General features: G+C 39.6%; 14 protein-coding genes. 1 reads left to right on the forward strand and 13 read right to left on the reverse strand.

From position 1 onward, the window contains the following. Nucleotides 1–303 precede the first annotated feature (303 nt). The 13 genes from V7K35_RS18045 to V7K35_RS18105 form a co-directional block, all read right to left on the reverse strand. Nucleotides 304–1617: an NAD(P)H-dependent oxidoreductase gene (locus V7K35_RS18045; protein ID WP_335080578.1), complete on the reverse strand. Its 1314-nt coding sequence runs from the start codon at nucleotides 1615–1617 to the stop codon at nucleotides 304–306. A 259-nt stretch (nucleotides 1618–1876) separates the two neighbouring features. Further along, the gene (locus V7K35_RS18050) at nucleotides 1877–3115 is read right to left on the reverse strand and encodes a glycosyltransferase (RefSeq protein ID WP_335080579.1); all 1239 of its coding nucleotides are present in this window, start codon (nucleotides 3113–3115) and stop codon (nucleotides 1877–1879) included. A 174-nt stretch (nucleotides 3116–3289) separates the two neighbouring features. Then, on the reverse strand, nucleotides 3290–3847 hold the full coding sequence (gene rfbC, locus V7K35_RS18055) for a dTDP-4-dehydrorhamnose 3,5-epimerase (RefSeq protein ID WP_335080580.1): 558 nt from the start codon (nucleotides 3845–3847) through the stop codon (nucleotides 3290–3292). A gap of 419 nt (nucleotides 3848–4266) precedes the next feature. After that, the gene (locus tag V7K35_RS18060) at nucleotides 4267–5118 is read right to left on the reverse strand and encodes a phytanoyl-CoA dioxygenase (protein ID WP_335080581.1); all 852 of its coding nucleotides are present in this window, start codon (nucleotides 5116–5118) and stop codon (nucleotides 4267–4269) included. A gap of 50 nt (nucleotides 5119–5168) precedes the next feature. Continuing rightward, on the reverse strand, nucleotides 5169–6176 hold the full coding sequence (locus V7K35_RS18065) for a glycosyltransferase family 2 protein (protein ID WP_335080582.1): 1008 nt from the start codon (nucleotides 6174–6176) through the stop codon (nucleotides 5169–5171). A 168-nt stretch (nucleotides 6177–6344) separates the two neighbouring features. Further along, complete coding sequence (locus V7K35_RS18070; RefSeq protein WP_335080583.1) at nucleotides 6345–7316, reverse strand: glycosyltransferase family 2 protein; 972 nt, start codon at nucleotides 7314–7316, stop codon at nucleotides 6345–6347. 402 nt (nucleotides 7317–7718) lie between these two features. Next, nucleotides 7719–8987 (reverse strand): class I SAM-dependent methyltransferase, encoded by a 1269-nt coding sequence (locus tag V7K35_RS18075; RefSeq protein WP_335080584.1) that lies wholly within the window; start codon nucleotides 8985–8987, stop codon nucleotides 7719–7721. 110 nt (nucleotides 8988–9097) lie between these two features. Next, complete coding sequence (locus V7K35_RS18080; protein WP_335080585.1) at nucleotides 9098–10126, reverse strand: NAD-dependent epimerase/dehydratase family protein; 1029 nt, start codon at nucleotides 10124–10126, stop codon at nucleotides 9098–9100. A 443-nt stretch (nucleotides 10127–10569) separates the two neighbouring features. After that, a complete protein-coding gene (gene lhgO, locus V7K35_RS18085) occupies nucleotides 10570–11784 on the reverse strand; it encodes an L-2-hydroxyglutarate oxidase (protein ID WP_335080586.1) in 1215 nt (404 codons plus the stop codon). Nucleotides 11785–11863: 79 nt separating this feature from the next. After that, nucleotides 11864–12637 (reverse strand): glucose-1-phosphate cytidylyltransferase, encoded by a 774-nt coding sequence (gene rfbF, locus V7K35_RS18090; RefSeq protein ID WP_334795957.1) that lies wholly within the window; start codon nucleotides 12635–12637, stop codon nucleotides 11864–11866. A 1055-nt stretch (nucleotides 12638–13692) separates the two neighbouring features. Then, entirely contained in the window at nucleotides 13693–15861 is a 2169-nt protein-coding gene (locus tag V7K35_RS18095) for a tetratricopeptide repeat protein (protein ID WP_335080587.1), read from the reverse strand. A gap of 57 nt (nucleotides 15862–15918) precedes the next feature. Then, nucleotides 15919–16701: a PP2C family serine/threonine-protein phosphatase gene (locus V7K35_RS18100; RefSeq protein ID WP_335080588.1), complete on the reverse strand. Its 783-nt coding sequence runs from the start codon at nucleotides 16699–16701 to the stop codon at nucleotides 15919–15921. A gap of 50 nt (nucleotides 16702–16751) precedes the next feature. Then, nucleotides 16752–17426 carry a vWA domain-containing protein gene (locus tag V7K35_RS18105; protein WP_273765413.1) on the reverse strand — a complete coding sequence of 225 codons (675 nt, stop codon included), beginning with the start codon at nucleotides 17424–17426 and terminating at the stop codon, nucleotides 16752–16754. A gap of 751 nt (nucleotides 17427–18177) precedes the next feature. On the opposite strand from V7K35_RS18105, the gene V7K35_RS18110 reads away from it, so the two are divergent. After that, entirely contained in the window at nucleotides 18178–19581 is a 1404-nt protein-coding gene (locus V7K35_RS18110; protein WP_335080589.1) for a response regulator, read from the forward strand. Nucleotides 19582–19587 lie beyond the last annotated feature (6 nt).

A 19587-nucleotide genomic window follows, 5' to 3' on the forward strand; every position in this document is an offset into this window, starting at 1 on the left:
GTTTCAACGCTCCCCAGCAAGTTACTATCAACAACTTTAGTGTTCAGCTTCCTTTTCACGGTATAGCGAAGACCTCGCTTTCATTCCTCTTCCCTAAAAGGGGAGGGCTTTGAATTTCCCCCAACCCTTGTAAGGTTGGGGGCTAGGGGGTTAGGTTCCACATGGTGTGAAAAGTGGCTAATGTTCAGCAGTATAATTTCCTATCCTCTTCACGAAATTCTTGTTACAAATACGTTGCTAGGGACGTACAGCTGTACGCCCCTACAGCCAATTAATTTGTTGTGAATATTTTTGGAACCGATATTACCCAACTGCTACTAAGATTTTTTCTGTGGCGAAATAAGTGTTTTGCTCAGTTCTTAATTGGTCGCAGAGTCTGCCTTCAGGCAATTCTACATCCTCGTATGTGAGGACTTGATCCTTAGTAATATCTCGTTTCAGGCGACATCCTTCGGCTAAACCAATTGGTAAGAGATTTTGCTGTTGAACGATGGGGGAATTTTCACATTGTCCGTAGGTCATGTAGTAACCGATGCCATCTAGGGTTTCTCCTGCTTTCAGGTCAATTTTGGCAGTGGTGACAACATCTACTAGCGGTCCTGCGAGTGGAGACATAACGGCATCACCGAATAGGACAGCGCGCGCTACGGACAGGGGAACTTCAAAATGACAGAGGTGATAAGGAGTATAGAAGCTGTAAAGAGGGCCTTCGCCTAATTTGTATAAGTTGAGATAGTGGCGTTGTTTGGGGTCATCGTGAGTGGCAAATACATACACGCCTGGGCCAGGTTTTGCTCCAACTACATAATCGACAATACCGCCCAGTTCCTTGAGTTGTTCAACATCATATATCTGGGCCATTTCATCGACATAACCGTTGAAGTCATATCCCAACATTCCCCGTTTAGCAACTTTCATGCCTGTGGCATTAGCAACGATCGCTTGCTCAAAGGAAATTTTGGTTCCGTCGGCGAAGCTAGCCACCATGTGAGGCTTTTGACCCCAACGTTTAGCAAATCCTTCCTGGGTGGTGGGATTGCGATAGGGGTCTTGGAGTCCTTTAATGTTACCGCATAATAAGGGAGTTAAACCAATGCTTTTCACAAAGCGGTAAAGGTTCATTTGTACCCCTGGCTGATCGCCATCACAAGCGCTGAGGATGACACCTGCTTTGTCGGCATACACTTTCAGGATGGGGCCAATGGTGCCGTCGAGTTCGGCATTCATCATAATCACATGTTTGCAATGGGCGATCGCTTCCATGACGATGTGAGCGCCAAATTCCACTGCACCTGTGACTTCGATTATGGCCTCGATGCCCTGGGCCCGACACAGTAATTTAGCGTCTTCTGTGACTGCATACTTACCGTTAGCGATCGCATCTTCTAATTCGCTGACAGTTGCAACAACTTGAATATCCTCAATTCCGGCTTCCGAATAAGCTTGTTTAGCTGCATCAATCTGACGATTGGAGATAGCAACTAACTCCATTCCTGGCACTGAATTGACAATTTGGTTGGCAATTCCTCGACCCATAAAACCAGCACCAATCATTCCCACTTTGATGGGATTTCCTGCTGCTGCACGGGCTTGTAAGGCGCGATCGATAATAATCATGAACTAAACTCCTTTTTGGAACTGTTGGTTGTGATACAAATTCTCTATAAATTTGCACTTAATAATTTGTTACAGCTAAATATTAAGTACATTTTCATGGGAATTAGGATTAGCTTGCACCAAGCGACTATAAATCATGGCTGTACAGGCAAAACCCACCTGCGCGAATTTTAACAAGGGGATTTTGCCCTTATTAATTTTCATCAGTCCACGCCGACAGACGCAGTTTGTATGGTTTTGCGATTTCTAATCACCAGAACTAGGTACTAACTAGCTGTTTGCTAGATGCTACGGAATCAGTCTGTTTTTTCTGGCTGTGATTTTCGATAATTTGCTCCACAGCATTTTTGTAGGCTTGAGCAAACTTTTCTTTAGTATGATTTGTTCTTGCATATTCCCATGCCTGACGAGACATCAGCTTTAGGTCTTCTACAGGCAAATTGGAAATACTTCTAACTTTCGCCTTAATTTCTTCAAGGGAAAGGTTATCAAAAATCACACCAAAATCGTGAACATCTACACCAGATTCGTAACTTAAAATCGGAATTAACCCAGCTTGTAAGCTAGTTATAACTGCTCCTGCCTGTCCTTCAGAAACGGAAGGATAAACAAGTCCCAAACAATTATTTGTAATCTTTAAAAATTCAGGACTGCTAACATCAATCCAACCATAAGTATGAATGTTAGGTGTTTCATACAGTTCTTTATAGAAAGCTTGCTCAAATTCTTTGTCATTACTTACCGGCCCACAAACTGTTAAATGGTATTCCGGCATTTGGGCAAAGGCATCTAAAACTAAGTCTAATCCTTTGAGAACTAAAGCACTACCACCAAACCACAGAAAACGCTTTCTTACCGCTTCAAAGTCTTTCTCGTCAGGAGAGGGATAAACGAGTGACGAAGAAATCGGAATACGATACATTGCTTTGTTGGCATATTTGAATGTATCAACTGTGAAATTGTTGCCCAATATGGTAGCGTAATCCGCATATTCAATTCCCAAGTTAGGCGTTTCAAATCGCTGTGGACGTAAGGTAATTCCTCGACGCTGTTGGAGTTCTAGAAGTCTATTGCATTCAGCTGCATTGCGAAACACCATATTAGCAATGTCAACGTGGAAAATCTTGATACAATCTTTATTCAGTTTTGGTGCAAGTGCTTCTAGACGATGACGGATATCAATGAAAAATGCGTAGTGTTTTTCAGGAACGAATTTATCATTATGGAACTGGATAACATCAACGTTATAGCCCATGTCTAAAAAAGTTTGTGCGATTAGTAGACATTCCCAGTTCCAACTCTGGTCATTGGGGATAGGCTGACCTGGTTTTATCAGGAATGGCTCAATCCGATAAGAAAGAAGTACATTTCCTTTGGAAGGCTGTTTGGGCTTCAGTGAAACAACTTGTAAGGTCTTGGCATAGTTGATCCGAGTTTGGATTTTTTTGGAGACAAAAGAGATAGTATCACCGACACGAGATAGAATACTATTTGGCATTTATTTCTACCCAATTTGATTAAGTTAATATCTCAGATGTTAATTAGCACTTACAGTTCTATATACATCAATCCTAATTCACTCATGAAATAGTTTTTTGTTTAAGTTACACTATTTACGTACTTTTAACTTAGTTAAAAAAGTAATTTCACGAATTTTTCAATATTGCTATATTTATCTTGAAGTTGTACCGCCAACAGTCATCATTCTCAACAAAGGCCAACTTAAATCTTTCTCAGATATTTCAGTTACATCTAGAGGCCAATCAATATTAAAGAATGGGTCGTCATAGCGTAAACCTCTCTCATACCCTGGCGTGTAAAATTCACTTACTTGATATACGACTTCAGTCTCATCTGTGAGTGCTTGATAGCCGTGAGCAAACATTTCTGGAACATACAAAGCGCGGCGGTTTTCTGGAGTTAGTTCTACACCAATGTGTGATAAAAAGCTAGGAGATTCAGGACGCATATCAATAATTACGTCATAGATAGCGCCTTTAGTACAGCGAATTAATTTCGTTTCTGCTGCTGGTAGAACTTGATAGTGCATTCCCCGAATAGTGCCTTTTTTGTAGTTAAAAGACAGGTTACATTGGGCAACTGTTGGCTTTAAGCCATGTGCTTCAAATTCTTGAGCGCAGAAAGAGCGAGCAAAAAAACCACGGTGGTCTGGTTTTTCTTCTAAATCAATAATGAGTGCATCTTTGAGTGCGGTTTCAGTGAAAATCATATGATTCCTTAATGTTGATTACAGAAAATGCTTGCTAACTGCTTAGTATTTGCACCAGAAGATAACAGTAATGAATGTGAATTTAATCACCTACAATTTTGTAGGGGTCGTTAGGAACGTAACGCACCTTAGAGGATTTTGGAAAATATCAATATCCCCCAAAGGCTACAGTGTACACACAAGTACTAAAATCCTTGCCTGGTAAGATACAAGCCGTATATTGGCAAAGTTTTGAGTTGAGCAAACTGATTATCATTAGCGTCAGTTTATTGATAGAGTTCTCACAGAAAATCAAAAGGGTTAAAAATAATTTTCCGTTCTTTTTCGTCCATTTGATTACCAATTCGACTTGTGTGTACACGGTAGCCAGGGGGATCTAAAAGTACTTTTAAAACATCCTTTCCTTTTATGAAAGGGTACTAAGTCGGAATTTTAACTGCATCTGATGAAGAACGTAATTCTGCTCTAGGATAAGTATCATCCCAGTATTGGGTGCAGAGGTCTGGTCTTTCGGGAGGGTTAGCGGTGTAACAAAAGAATAGTGCTGACCGGTCTTCTGTGCGGACTGTGCCGTGATGCAAAGCGTTTTTCGTATCTACAATAATGACTGTACCTGCTGGGCCTGGGCAAGATTTCCAAGCAGATTTGGGGATGACTGGTTTTACTTCTTCATCATCGATACCCATATAGCCTGACTTCCAAAGTTTGTAGTAAAGCTGAAAATAATTCCAACTAAATAAGGGAGTTAAAGAGCGGGGAATGTATTCAAAAGGCCCAGTTTTTTCTTCTACATCATTCAAGTAAATAAAGATTTTGATAATCCGGCGGTCTTCTGCATCACTATGCCATAGTAGCGTTCCAAACTGATGTTTATTATTAAAATCTTTGCGTAAATGTACACCATGAAAAGCAATGGGAAGACCAATATAATTTTCGATGATGTTTATCAGCCTTTTCTCGATCCCCCAGGCATAAAATTCTGGTAAACCTGTAACTGTGTAAATTTGTGGCAACTTTTGCTCTAGATGGTCGTTGTTTAGATTTTCCATCTGAGACAATTGATGAGAAGCAGCTTTGAGCAGTTCTGAGCTAGAGTTTAACCCTAAATCTGCCAGTGTTGTAACGCAAACGCCATCTTTATTGAGAGCATTAAGGATATGGCGATCGCTTCTTTCCAATGCTGGCAGATTTTTGCTATGCTTCCAACGGGCTACGTAATATTCAAAGTCAGAAGACAGTGTAGCTATTTTGCGTTTAATTACACTAAACATGTCGTACATTCCTTCTAGTTTCGATGTATATTTATCAGTAATTTAGTAGTTTATGGCTTATAGCTTTGCACTTCTTGAGTAGATATTTCACTTGATTCTGCTAACCTAAACTCTTTAGAAACCATCACGTCCAAAGCACACAAGCTGACTAAAGCTAAAAATGGAACTACTGTTTTGATAGCGGACATCGGCCATCTTCTTAAAGCACCCAAGAAAACTTTCAAGTTGACTTCTTTGCCGTTCTGCAAAAGCATCCGCCGACAAAACTTCTTAGAATATCCACTCTGCTCTAATTTCAAAATCACTTCGGGGATGTGTTTGTATTGCATTAACAGTGCAGACTTTGGTTCTTTCTGCCAATAACTCACACCAACAACACATTCTAAATAAATCTCTTTAGTGACAATTACAATGCCATTAGCAGCACAATATCCGGCTAAATATGCTAAAGATATCCAGTTATTCTCAGCGTCTGGCCAATTTTTGAGAGCGCGTTTTACTAAGTCAGTGCGGTAGACTGTAGCAGTCAGAAAAATTACTGCACCAACACTTTTTGAAAAACAATGTTCAAATATGGCTTTACCATCACCATCACCACCTTCACTATCAATATCAAACCAGCGATTACCAACAATTTTTGGTGGATGGACTGGTTCTCCAGTAATCTGGTTCCGACCGGAAAAGTTAAGGAACAATAATGATAAATTTTCATGTTGTCTGAGTTTATTAATGACATAAGCAATGGCTTTATCTTGAATTGGGTCATCATCACCGATTGTCCAAACATATTTTGTTGTAGTAGAATTTAGGCAATACATAATATTTTTGACTACGCCTAAATTTTTAGAGTTTTTATTTGATTTAAATGTAATATTGCTGAGTGTTAGTTGCCATTTTTGGATCACCTCCTGAGTATTGTCTGTTGAACAATTATCAGAAACTAAAATTTCACATTCATCTTCAAAAGCTTTGATAGCTTGAGCCAACCATGCTAACTGTTTATTAAGTAACTCAGCACGATTATAAGTCGGTATAGCAATGGTCAGTAATTTTTGCATGGGAATAAATAGTAATTAATTAAATTCGTATATGAGTAGTCATTGTCAATAATTGGGATTAACAATAAATTTCTTGACAATTAACATACTAAATTATCGCCTAGTAGACTGTGGTGGAAGTTTACCTACCTTTAGGGTATTTTGTGCCAAGTCTTGTTAATTGAGATGCTAGGTGGATTTAAGCCGTGCTGTACTATTTTCTAGCTGCTTGGGTGGAAAAAGAATTGCCCAAGCTGATATACTTAGCAAACGGAGGTAAGGAATAAATATCTTTATTGTCAAGAAAGGCCAACGTTTTAAAGCACCTAATAAGATTTTCCAGTCAGTTTTTTGTTGGAAATTTTGCCAAATCATTTCCTGACAAAATTTCTGAGGATATCCTACCCTTAATAGTTTTATATAAACTTCAGGTATGTAAGCATATCGCATTCTGAAGTTCCATGTTGGATCAAGATCCAAAAGACTAGCGCCCATAGTACATTCTAAATAAATATCTTTAGTAACAATCACACTTCCATAAGCAGCGCAAAACCCAGTCCAATATGCTTGAGATGCCCAATTACTAGTAGCAGATGGCCATTTTTGTACAGCCCGTTGCACTAAATCTGTTCGATAAATTGCTGCTGATATAAAAAGTACACCACCAAAATTTTCGTTCAGATAACCTTGAAATACAGCTTTTCCGTCAACTCTTGGCTCGTCATTATCACTATTCAACCAGCGTTCTACAACAAGTTGACCTGTTCGTTTCTGGCGACCAGAGAAGTTTAAAAACATTAGTGCTAAATCTGAATATTTTTTTAGTGTTGTTAACACATAATTTAGGGTTTTTTCCTGAATTGGATCATCATCACCAATTGTCCAAACATATTCGCTAGTTGCAGCTTTTAGGCAACAAGCGATATTACCCATTACGCCTATATTTTCACTATTTTTATTTGATGTAAATGTAACATTACTAAGGATTATCTGCCATTTTTTAATTACTTCTTGGGTATTATCTGTAGAACAGTTATCAGAAATAAATATTTCGCACTCAGACTCAAACCCTTTAATAGCTTTAGCTAACCAAGTAAGTTGTTTATCTAAAAGCTGGGCACGATTAAATGTAGGAATACCGATGGTAAGTAATTTATTCATATTAAGCTCAAATCTGTAGTTAAGAAGGTACTAGCAGCAGCAGATGATAACGATTATCTGTGAGGTTGCTAACAAAGGACTTAAGCACAAACTTGATTTTGTGCAGTTTCACAAATAATTGGTATTAGTAATTAATCAACTGCTTTCCAGTCTAATTTTTGTCGCCAAACCACAAAATTTTATAGTAGATACACCTTTTAATTACTTTTTATTGATTCCCGAAAAATAAGTTATCCAATCTTGTAGAATGATGATTTTGCCCACTTTTGGTTACGGTTTTTAATTCCCTACTTCAAAAGGATGGTTAGGAGAATTAAGCTTTAACTGAACTATATTGCCCATTATCATAGCGACAATATAAAAACAGTAACAATAGGCAGCTTTGTTGCTTATAATTAGTAATTACGATGCTATTAAAAGCCTATCCGGAATAGGACAAGGATAAATTTTTACTTCAGGAATCGGCACAACAAACTGTCCACCCCACTCGCCAATAAATGCCATTTGTTCCATAATTTCCTCCTTGAGGTTCCAAGGTAAAATTAGGACATAATCTGGTTTAGTTTCGCGGATTTTGTCTGGTTTGAAGATGGGAATATGAGTCCCAGGTAAAAATAAGCCTTGTTTGTAGGGACTGCAATCTACTGTATAATCGATAAAATCTTTAGCAATTCCACAATAATTAAGCAAGGTGTTACCTTTAGCTGGTGCGCCATAACCCACGATTGATTTACCTTCTGCTTTAGCCGTCAAGAGAAAATTTAATAGCTTGTGCTTTGTTTCTTTGACTTTTTCAGCAAATGTAATGTAAGTTTCTATGCGATCCAGTCTGGCGGCAATTTCTTTCTCTTTGAGATGGCTTATTCGGTCGCTAATGTTGTGATTATCAGCGTGGTTATGTTTGGCATAAATTCTTAAAGAACCGCCATGAGTTGGTAATTCCTCTACATCAAAAAGTTGCAATTTGTGGGCTGAAAAAATTTTTTCGACAGTGAGGAGTGAGAAATAAGAAAAATGTTCGTGATAAATAGTATCAAACTGATTTTGTTGAATGAGTCGCAAAATATGAGGAAACTCCATCGTCAAGATGCCATTGGGTTTGAGGATGAGTTTCATTCCAGCTATGAAATCATTTAGATCCGGTACATGAGCTAAAACATTGTTGCCTATCAAAAGGTCAGCGAGTTTTCCTTGTATCACAAGTTCTTTAGCAGTTTCAACTCCAAAAAACTTGTTGATACTAGGAATGCCTCTGGCTTCAGCAACCTTGGCTATATTTGCGGCTGGTTCTATTCCTAAAACTGGGATTCCATTTTCTAAAAAATATTGCAGTAAGTAGCCGTCGTTGCTGGCAATTTCAATAACTTGATTATGATGATTAAAACCAAACCTTTTTACCATCATCTCGGTATAAGCTTTGGCATGTTTTAGCCAACTGGTTGAGTAAGAAGAAAAGTAAGCATAGTCACTGAAAATCTGATCTGGAGTTTCAAATTGTTCTAATTGGACTAAAAGAGTGTCTTCAGAGACATAAGCGTGCAGAGGATAAAATTTTTCTGCATGATTTAGCTGTTCTGCTGTCAGATAAGCATTGGCTAAAGGTGACATTCCTAGATCAATAAAAGTTTTGTGTAGAGGTTGACCACTGAATCGACATTTTGCGATCGCCATAAACTTCAACTCACTAATTGCAAATAATTCGATAGGGTAAATAAGTCCGAATCAACAATATTTGATTCGGAGGCTTAGATTATTTGTTCGCTGCTGCTAGGCTACTTTAGCTACTTTTTATTCCAGAAGAAATCTTTGTCAATTTGCTCAGTACGAATCAGATATTCTAGCTGTTTTAAGCGGGTAAATCCTCTAAATAAGAAAGTATCTTCAGCCATATGTATTTGACTGAACAAATCAAATAGCTGCTGGGCACCAAGTTGGGCATTCCAATCACACTTAAATCCGGGCAGAATTGTGTTGATTTTCTCGAAGGATACCCGATAGCTGCGGTTATCTGAGCCGTTGTCACCGAAGGACAATTTACAATCTGGGAAAATATCAGCAATAATTTCAGCGATTTCTTTGACGCGATAGTTGTTTGTTGTATCTCCCACGTTAAAAATTTGGTTATGTACAATGTCCCGTGGTGCTTCTAAGGTGCAAACTATTGCTTTGCAAATATCCAATGCGTGGACTAATGGACGCCAAGGTGTACCATCACTAATCATTTTGATTTCTTTGCTAGTCCATGCCAAGCCTGCTAAGTTGTTTAAAACAATATCAAAGCGCATTCTGGGAGAAGCACCAAAGGCAGTGGCATTCCGCATAAAGGTGGGAGAAAAGTCATCATCAGCGAGTGGTCTGACATCTCGTTCTACCAAAATTTTACATTCTGCGTAAGCTGTTTGGGGATTAATTGGGGATTCTTCGGTGACATCACCTGCGGTAGCAACACCGTAGACACTGCACGAAGACATATATACAAAGCGACGCACACCCATAGCTTTAGCCAGACTAGCTAGACGAACTGAACCTACATGATTAATTTCGTAGGTAATATTGGGTGCTAATTGTCCGGCTGGGTCGTTGGAGAGTTCCGCCATGTGAACTATTGCTTCGATACCTTCTAAATCTTCAGGGTTGATGTTGCGGATATCTTTGTTGAGGGTTTTGGGTGTCACCCCATTAGCGTTGTACAGCCAACCAACTTTATAGAAACCTGTATCTAGACCGATAACTTCATGTCCCCGTTCAATTAACAGAGGTGGTAATAACGAACCTAAATAGCCTTCTGTTCCAGTTACTAATATTTTCATTGTGGTTAATGCCTTTATATTGATGAGTTAAATTCTTCGTTTAGTAGGGGCGCACAGATGTACGCCCTACAGCGTGTTGCATCGAAAAGGGAACCGCTATATTTTTCCTTTGTATGCAATAACCTCTCTCCAAACCTCTCTTCTTAGGAGAGAGGCTTTGAATTTTACTCCTCAACGCTAGTAGAGAAGGGGTTGGGGGTTAGGTTACTGGATTCAACACAGAAGCGCTATATATGAAGCTAACAGTCATTACGTAGTTACTAGAACCTGTTGCAGACTTACCCATTGGCTAGCAGCACTCTATAGCATTTCTTAATTGATGCACTACACTTTTTTATTGTGGGATGGGTATCTTGCCCGTCCCTTGTATTTCCAGGCAAAGATGCCCACCATACAAGATTCATCCCTTAATTCAGCAGTTCCGGAAGTAATAACTATGCTATCTATGCAGTTACTACACTGTCTAGATGCGAGAATTGGGGAATTTCTGCCACAAGGGCTTTACCGATTTCTAAAGAAGATGTGGCCGCAGGAGAAGGAGCATTGCAAACATGGATGGAGTTTTGACCGGAAACGATCAAAAAGTCGTCTACAAGCTTGCCATTGTTCATTAAGGCTTGAGCGCGGACTCCTGCGTGGGTGGGAACTAAGTCTTCTGCTTGGACTTCGGGAATTAGTTTTTGCAAACTTCTGGTAAAGGCTGCTTTGCTAAACGAACGAATGATTTCTTGGATGCCTTCATCAGCGTGTTTGGCTGCTAACTTCCAGAAACCAGGATAGGTGATGACCTCAACAAAATCCCGCAGGTCAAAGTCGGTTTTTTTGTAACCTTCGCGTTTGAGCGATAGAACCGCGTTTGGCCCTGCATGGACGCTACCATCAATCATCCGGGTAAAGTGAACACCCAGGAAGGGGAAATCTGGATTGGGAACTGGGTAGATTAGTGTCTTGACCAGATAGCGTTTTTCTGGTGTGAGTTCGTAATATTCTCCCCGGAATGGGATGATTTTTGCTTGGGGTTCAACTTGACCTAATTTGGCAGTGCGATCGCTATGCAATCCAGTACAATTAATTACAAAGCGTGTTTCAAAGCTACCGTTGTTTGTTTCCAGTACCTGATTTTTACCACTTGGGGAGATTTTCAGAACTTTTCTGTTGAGGTGTAAATCCCCACCCTGCTGTTGAATTAGCTCGACGTATTTCAAACAAACTTGCTTGTAATTAACAATACCAGTTGAGAATACCCGAAGTCCACCTACACATTTTACGTGAGGTTCAATTTCCCTAACTTCTTCGGGGCTAATTCTCTTAACTTCTATGCCATTTTCTAAGCCGCGTTTGTAGAGATTTTCTAGGCGTGGTAACTCTTGTTCTTCAGTTGCAACAATTACTTTACCACAAACTTCATGCTCAATTTCATGCTCTTGACAGAATTTTACCATTGAGCGAGAACCGTCACGACAAAATTTAGCTTTGAAACTCCCTGGCTGATAGTAAATACCAGAATGAATCACCCCGCTATTATTGCCTGTTTGGTGAAATGCCCATTGGCTCTCTTTTTCTAGTACTAAAATACGCGCATTAGAATAGCGTTTTCCTAAAGCCAACGCTGTCGAGAGTCCAACTATTCCCCCACCTATAATCGCAAAATCATACATTAGTATTATCGCATTTTAAATTACAAAAAAGTGAGGAGTTAGAAGTTAGAAGTTAAAACTCATAACTCATAACTCTCCTTTACCATACCTTCCAAGGAGCTTGACTGTTCTTCCATAGCCCCTCTAGGTAGTTTTTATCACGTAAAGTATCCATCGGTTGCCAAAAACCATTATGTTTGAAAGCTGATAGCTGTTCCATATCAGCTAGCTTTTCTAATGGCTCTTGCTCCCATACCGTAGAGTCATCGGTGATTAAGTTAATTACTTCTGGTTCTAGCACAAAAAAACCACCATTAATCCAAGCTCCATCACCTTCAGGTTTTTCCCGAAAGCTGGTAATTTTAGTTTGCTCATATCCTAAGGAAATGGCACCAAAACGTCCTGCTGGTTGAACGGCTGTGAGTGTTCCTAAGGTCTTTTGTTCTTTATGAAAGTTAACTAGCTCGGTGATATTAATATTACTTACACCATCACCATAAGTAAAGCAAAAAGTCTCATTACCAAGATGTTCGCTAATCCGCTTTAAGCGTCCGCCTGTCATGGTATTATCACCCGTATTTACTAAGGTAACACGCCAGGGTTCAGCATAACCAGAATGCACGTTCATCTGATTAAATCGCATGTCAAAGGTAACATCTGACATGTGTAAGAAGTAGTTAGCAAAATACTCTTTAATTATGTAACCTTTGTAACCGCAACAAATGATGAAGTCATTAATACCGTGGGCGGAGTAAGTCTTCATTATGTGCCAGAGAATTGGCTTACCACCAATCTCAACCATCGGCTTGGGTCTGATACTAGTTTCTTCACTGAGGCGTGTACCAAGCCCTCCAGCCAAAATCACCGCTTTCATGCAATTACCTCGGAGATTTGTAGGAATATTATTATTTAACCGTGCCGTGCCAATTTTAGATTTTGGATTTTTGATTAAAAGAGTTTTTTGATACATGCTCCACTCTGAAAGTGGGCAAAATAAATCTACTCATCTGCTCGTTCGTGAGTAGCGTGTTGCAGACAAGACTCACTAACACAAATCTAAAATCCAAAATTATTTGACTTTCTCGACATGAAGAGGATGCACTTAGATAGAGAAAAATTTGTTTTTGATTTCTTTTTCTCCGTCAATAATCTAACTGTAATTTTTGGCAAAATTATGAAGGTGATATGAAATAAAATCTTTTCTATATAAAAGCTCTATGAATACTTATAAAAGTGAAAATAACTTACTGAATTAAATAAATAATGTTACCCAATAAATAACTAGGGTTAGCTTACGCTAATCCTAGTCAGGCTTGATATAATGTCCGTTGAATTACTTATAATAAAATAACCTTAAAAAGCCTACAGCTAAAGCTACAAGCTCTATTCCCCTAATCCCCACTTCGTAGGGGCTACGAGTTCCCCTATTAAGAGCTACGGTGTATACACAAGTCTGAAATAGTTTATTTACCTGGTTTTTAACGTCAGTTTTACCCCACCCTAACCCTCTCCTTTCTAAGGGGAGGGAACTAGATTCCTGTTTCCCCCCTTTCTAAGGGGGGATTAAGGGGGGTAATTTGACTTGTACACCGTAGCTATTAAGAGAGGGGCTGCTCTTGAGAGGGGGAGCATCCCAATGCAAGCAAATTTACCAAAATCATTACAAGTCAATTGTGAATGAAGCCTACTCCAACTTTACCAGACGCTTTGCGAACCCAGAATCGGTAGGCTAGCCCAAATGTTGCAATTCGCTTCATCTGTACAAAGCGATTGCTTTGGTTGAGTGTGTTCTGTACCTTACGCAATGAAAAATTATGTTTTTACACATGTGGGATGCTCCCCTGTTGAGAAATCACAAGTAGTTTACCTGACATGATATGATTTAGTTGATCAAAACCAATAATATGCCAGTAAAAAAATTACTTTTTTTTAGTTAGTTTTTTGGAGATTACTTGAGCCTTGGAATAAAGGGTCACATTGATTTTCCACAACTACGCATACATTATTGAGTGCTTGTTGATAATTTTCCATATCATCTTGCTCAAGAAAGATTTTGGCAGATATCCGTACATCTTCGATAGCTTTCGTCTGGTTTTTGGTAGATTCACTACCGCCATATTGTGCCAGTTCATAACGAACCATACCTCGTTTGAGGTATGCTTTTGCTAATCTGGGGCTAATAGTTAGTGCTTGGTTAAAGTCAGCGATCGCTAGATTATATTCTTGCTCATAATTGCTGCTATATTGGGCAATTTGATAATAGACAAAACCCCGCTGAAAGTAAGCTTCTGCTTTGGATACATTAAGTTTTATCGCTTGAGTAAAATCTGCGATCGCATTTTTGTAAGCTTGTTGAGATTCACCGCTGTATTTAGCCATTTGGGTGCGGACAATTCCCCGTCTGATATAAGCTTCAACTTCATTATTATCCAGGCCGATGGCCCGATTATAGTCGGCGATCGCTAGATTATATTCTTGATCAGGATCGTTGCTATATTCGGAAAGCATAAAGCGGGCATTACCGCGATTCACAAGAGCTTTGATTTGATTGGGGTTGATTTTGAGAGCTTGGCTATAATCTACAACTGCTGCTTCGTAGTCTTTCATGTTATAGCGGGCATTCCCACGATTCACAATAGTTCTGGCATGTGTAGGTTGTTGTTTAATTGCTTCGCTAAAGTTGACAATTGCTTTTTCATAGTCTCGGTCTTTGTAAGCAGCGTCACCCTGCTGATAATAATCAGCGAAGCTAAGTTTGTTATTTGTCTGGCGAGAATTCAATGTTTGTTGGGTGTAAGCATTTTGGGAAACCAACGGCTGAGTAAATTTAATCATTACGTCCGCATATCCCAATAAACCAAAACCCATTAAGCAAAAAATAATCGGGTACAATTTTGACTTCTTGGAACGTTTATAAGATGAACCGCTTGGGGTAATTACTGGCTGCCAAGAATTAGCTAAGTGCGGTGCCGTCGCTCGCTGTGGCAAATACGGTGTCTGAGTGTAGCGCTTTTTCGGTTTGATTCGCGGTTGTAGATGTTCTCTTGCTTCTATAGCCCGATGTGATGGGAAGGGGTCGCGTCCGCCTAATCGCACAGTCCGTTCACACCACGGACAGCTACGCATATGGTTGTTGTAGCGATGCTGGGGATTTGTAGTGCAGGTAATCAGAGAATCTTCGGCTTCAGCTATTACTGAGAGCCAAGTCTGGGCACTGGGGCGCAGCTGTGGGTTGTTGTGACCCTCTTCAAAACAACGGACAAATAGTTCCTGTAAGCTGGGATGGAGAATTTCCCAAGGGGGTGCAATGGGTGTAGGAAGGTAGGGTACGTACCGCTTTTGGCTGTAAGTAAAATGACCCGATGCAATTCGGGCTTCGTAGGATGGTGGCTCAATAGCGCCTTGGAAAATCCCAGAAAATGGGTGGGTGCCTTCCATTAAAAGTTGAAATACCAGCACCGATAGCCCAAACAAGTCGTGAGAAATTTCGCGATCGTGCTGGGCAAAAGTTTTATTCTGTAGTTCTGGTGGGGTAAACTCTGGTTTACCTACTGGGCAGCGATAAACAACATTGTTGTTTGGGTCGAGTACTTGGAAAGAGTCTGTGTCTATCAAAGTCACCAGTGCTGTGTCACTGACGAGGATATTTGACTCATTCACATCGCCAATGCAATATCCACTAGCGTGCAAAGCTGCAAAAGCTGCCGCCAAGTTGCGAGCCGTGCGGAGCAGGTACTGATAGTTGAATAGGGGGCAGTGTTGGCGACGGGTTCTGGGGTTGTAAAAGTCGATGATTGGACGCATCCCTTGAATCCGTGGCATCAAAAATCCCACGATGCTATTTTTGCCATCTGCTGCCCGTAATAAATCCTCTGGCCAAGCGATAGAGATATGCCCCAAACTAGCCGTAGGGTTTTCTGGCGGGTTGGCAAGCATCGCCTGGAGTTTTGCAGCATGGGCAGTCGTTGGCTTATGGTAAATCTTCGCCACCAAGTTGTTATCAGATGGCACTGCATAAACACAAGCTTCACCGCCACGCCCCAAACTGACATTGAGGCTGAGGATTTCTTTTCTAGGGGAACAACGTAGTACCTGCATAATGAAATTACCGCTAACGGGAGTTATTGTAAGATGTCAAACCTGTAGATTTATTGCTCATGAGTCGTTGAATGCAGCTATAATGAGTGTCAAATCATCATCAGTGCGTTGGGTAATCCGCTCTGAGCGTAAAAATTTTATCAACTGTTCCTTGGCTACTGTCTTATCGTCAGTATTGGCTACAAATTCAAACAACGGAAAAAAGAAGGGTTTGTGAGGTTCGCCAACAACCATATTCAAAGCCAGCATTTGTAGTCCGTCGGTGATGATGCCAACATTTACTATGTCTGTGCGCCAGACTCTCATCTGCGCTGCATCTAAGGCAGTAGGCGAAGTTAAAAAAGTGGTTTCGTTAATGTATTCGCCACTGTCAGGCATGGTAAGTGCCAGGAGGTTGCCCATCCGATCTTTTGCCACTGCCAAACCATCACCTATCTGTGCCACAGCTACAACTTCTGGTGTGGCAACCATCATAATTAAGGTAGTTGCTAAATCTTGAGGCTGTTTGTCACAAGTAGCCGCCTCATCCTCCACGGCTTTTTTGGCGGCTATTATGGCATCATTTAAGAGCGATCGCACATAGGCATCATCAGTCAGAATTTTCCGGGTGAGTCCTTTAGTGGAAATGTTTTCGATTGCTGTTTCCACAGCAACCATCGCTCCCACTTTCCCAAGGCTAGCAGAACCTGCGCCATCTGCTGCGGCCGCCACTAAAACATTATCTGACAATATCTGCCAGTGATGAGCATCCTGACATAACTGATTGTTTTTTAAGTGACTTGTACCACATACAGACGCAGCCACAATTCGCCATTGAGCAATCTGTTTTGATATATTCATAGATTTTTTTCCAACAGCTAGCTGTGTAAACATCAAGCTGCAATCTTTAATTAAACAGTCCCCCAACCAATCGGCGGTAATGCTACCTGTTCGTCCACCTGCGAATGAGAAACAGATGACATACTAGTTGATAGCCAGACAAACATCTCGATAAAATTTAATCCTTTGAGTTTCAGCGGGGTACGCACAGCTATTTGATTTAAACGCGTCATATTCGCATTTTCTACACCTACTGTAAAAAATGCTACACGCTTATTTTCTTCATCTCGCTGTAGACGCTGGGCTGCTTGCTCTACCACATGCTCTAACTCGCCTTGGGGTTCTCCATCGGTAATCATAAATACCCAAGGACGATAGTAAGCAATCCCATTGGCACGATACTGAGATTTACGCTCTTGAATTATGTCTAAAGCTTTATGAATTCCTGCACCCATCGTAGTCAAGCCCTGGGCTGTCAAAATCGGCGGATTGAATTGATCGGCAGTCACAAAGTCTTGTACTACATTGATATTACTATCAAAAGTTACGATCGCCACTTCCACTCGTCTTGCGGCTAAGGAATTTTTGACTAATTCATCCTTTAAACTTAGTAAACCCTGATTTAAAGCCTCAATCGGATCTCCTTGCATCGAGCCAGATGTGTCTAGCAATAGCACACAAGGACAACGTGGTTCTGGATTCTCAGCAAATTCTACTACTTCATCAAGTCTTAATGTATCATGCATAACTTTTTGTGTTATGTTAAAGTCCAATGCTTTATTTCCCTTTTCTCAGAGTATATAATTTCAGTCGCCGAGACGACTACAGAATATAATATTTAGTGGTAGATGCTCTAATCTTTATTAAACAAATTATTTTCATGAAGTTCACTATATATTTAAGAAGAACTTGAGTACAGCTTAGTTTAGCAAAAAATAGTTTATCAAAACCCAGAATTACCTGTTGTAATGTATCTACCAAAAATTTATATCCCTTAAACCTACAGTACAATAAATACCTAAACTTTCCTAAATAAGTTTTTAAAGATTCTATATAGGAGAATTGTTCTTTTATAGGAAAGTGATTAACCACAATCAAGATCATTAACTCTAGAAGTATACCAGTGTAGCTGCCTGAATTTGGATTCAAATTTGCTTCTTTCAGTAAGTGGGTATAAATAAACGTCGTTATTCAGGTCTTCAGCCAAGAGTTGTCGCTAGTGAGTAAAATCTAGAAGTAACTAGCATTTACTGATAGTCTAGCTATGATATGTGTTTACCTTTATTCATACTCACTTACTAGTTTTTTGAGATAAATTAAGTAGAATGTGCTAAAGACAACAAAAAAGTTATAAAAATTATTTGTTTTAATATATTTACATATTTTAAAACAAATAATTTTTGCATAGAGAAAAATTACAAAGAAGAAAATACTTCATAGCTGATATTTTCCATTTACAAATGTTCGGTTGTTGATTCCGCAAAAAACTGAAAGAATATGAATAATTCCGGTGCATTCACTAAACTACGTCCTTTAAGTTTGTTAAGACAGTTATCCAATTGCTCTGATACTACTTGTTTACAAGCATTGAGTAATTCAGTCAGTTGGTCGATTTACTTAGAACAAGGCAAAATAACCTACGCTACCCATTCAGTGGAACCGTTTGATCGATTAGAACGTCATTTGCGTCGCCTCAGCCACCAAATTCCACTACTGACTACTGAGGTTCGTGTTCAATTACGTTTGATGTTTGAACCTGACTCACACAGTCAGTTAATCGAACATGACAGCAATTTGAGAAACCACCCTCCTGAGTATCAAGCTATATCCTGGCTTGTTAGTCAACAACATCTACATTCTACACAAGCAGGAGTGCTAATTCAAGAATTGGTTAAAGAGGTGATTGAATCATTTTCACTAATCAAAGAAGGTACTTATGAATTAATAGAACCACTGAATATAATGCCAAAAATTTGCAGGCTAGATGTAGAAAAAATTCTCGAACGTTGCCAAGTAAGATTACATAATTGGCAAACTTTTGTTCCCCAAATTTCTTCTCCATATCAACGTCCATATCTGTTAATTAACAGCAAAATTGATGAAAAAGATTTACCAACACTCCAGCCAGATTTAATTAATTGGATGAAGGGTTTTAGCCTGTGTCATCTGGCGGTAATTTTGAATCAAGATGAAATCCAACTGGCTCGTAATTTATACCCTTACATACTTCAGGGCAGGATTATATTGCATGAACCTGATCCACCATTTGATAAATTACCAAAGATATTTGAAGAGCGATGTCTACGACGGGCTACGCCTACGCTTTTCTCAAAATTAGTTACATTAGTTGATACCAAAGAAAAACTAAATACCACCGTCAAGCCATACCCAGATATTTCTGAAGAGAATGTAGCTCCTGTTCACCGATTACCACAGACTTCTGCTCCTCCAGAAGAAAACTTTCAGGAACCAACAATATCAAATAATATAAATCCTGCTTACCAAAGAGTAACAGCTGCTACTGTAACGGCACAAAAATTCCACAAAATCGTTTCTGTAGATGATAGCCCCACAATTCTCAAAGAAATTAGCCATTTCTTAGAAAATGAAAACTTTTCTGTAGTGACTATTAACGATCCACTAAAAGCTATTTTGTCAATTATAAGGCACAAACCGGACTTAATTTTGCTGGATTTAAATATGGTAGGAATCGATGGTTATGAGTTGTGCCGGATTATACGAAATAATTTAAGTTTTCAAAAAACTCCGATCATTTTTGTCACTGGGAATAAAGGAATTGTAGACAAAGTAAAAGCGAAACTGGTAGGGGCATCTGGATATCTCACTAAACCGTTTTCACGCGCCGAATTGCTGAAAACAGTCTTCATGCATTTGACTTAAATTAAC

The organism is Nostoc sp. (genome assembly GCF_036917275.1).
In the GTDB taxonomy this organism is placed as follows: Bacteria; Cyanobacteriota; Cyanobacteriia; order Cyanobacteriales; family Nostocaceae; genus Nostoc.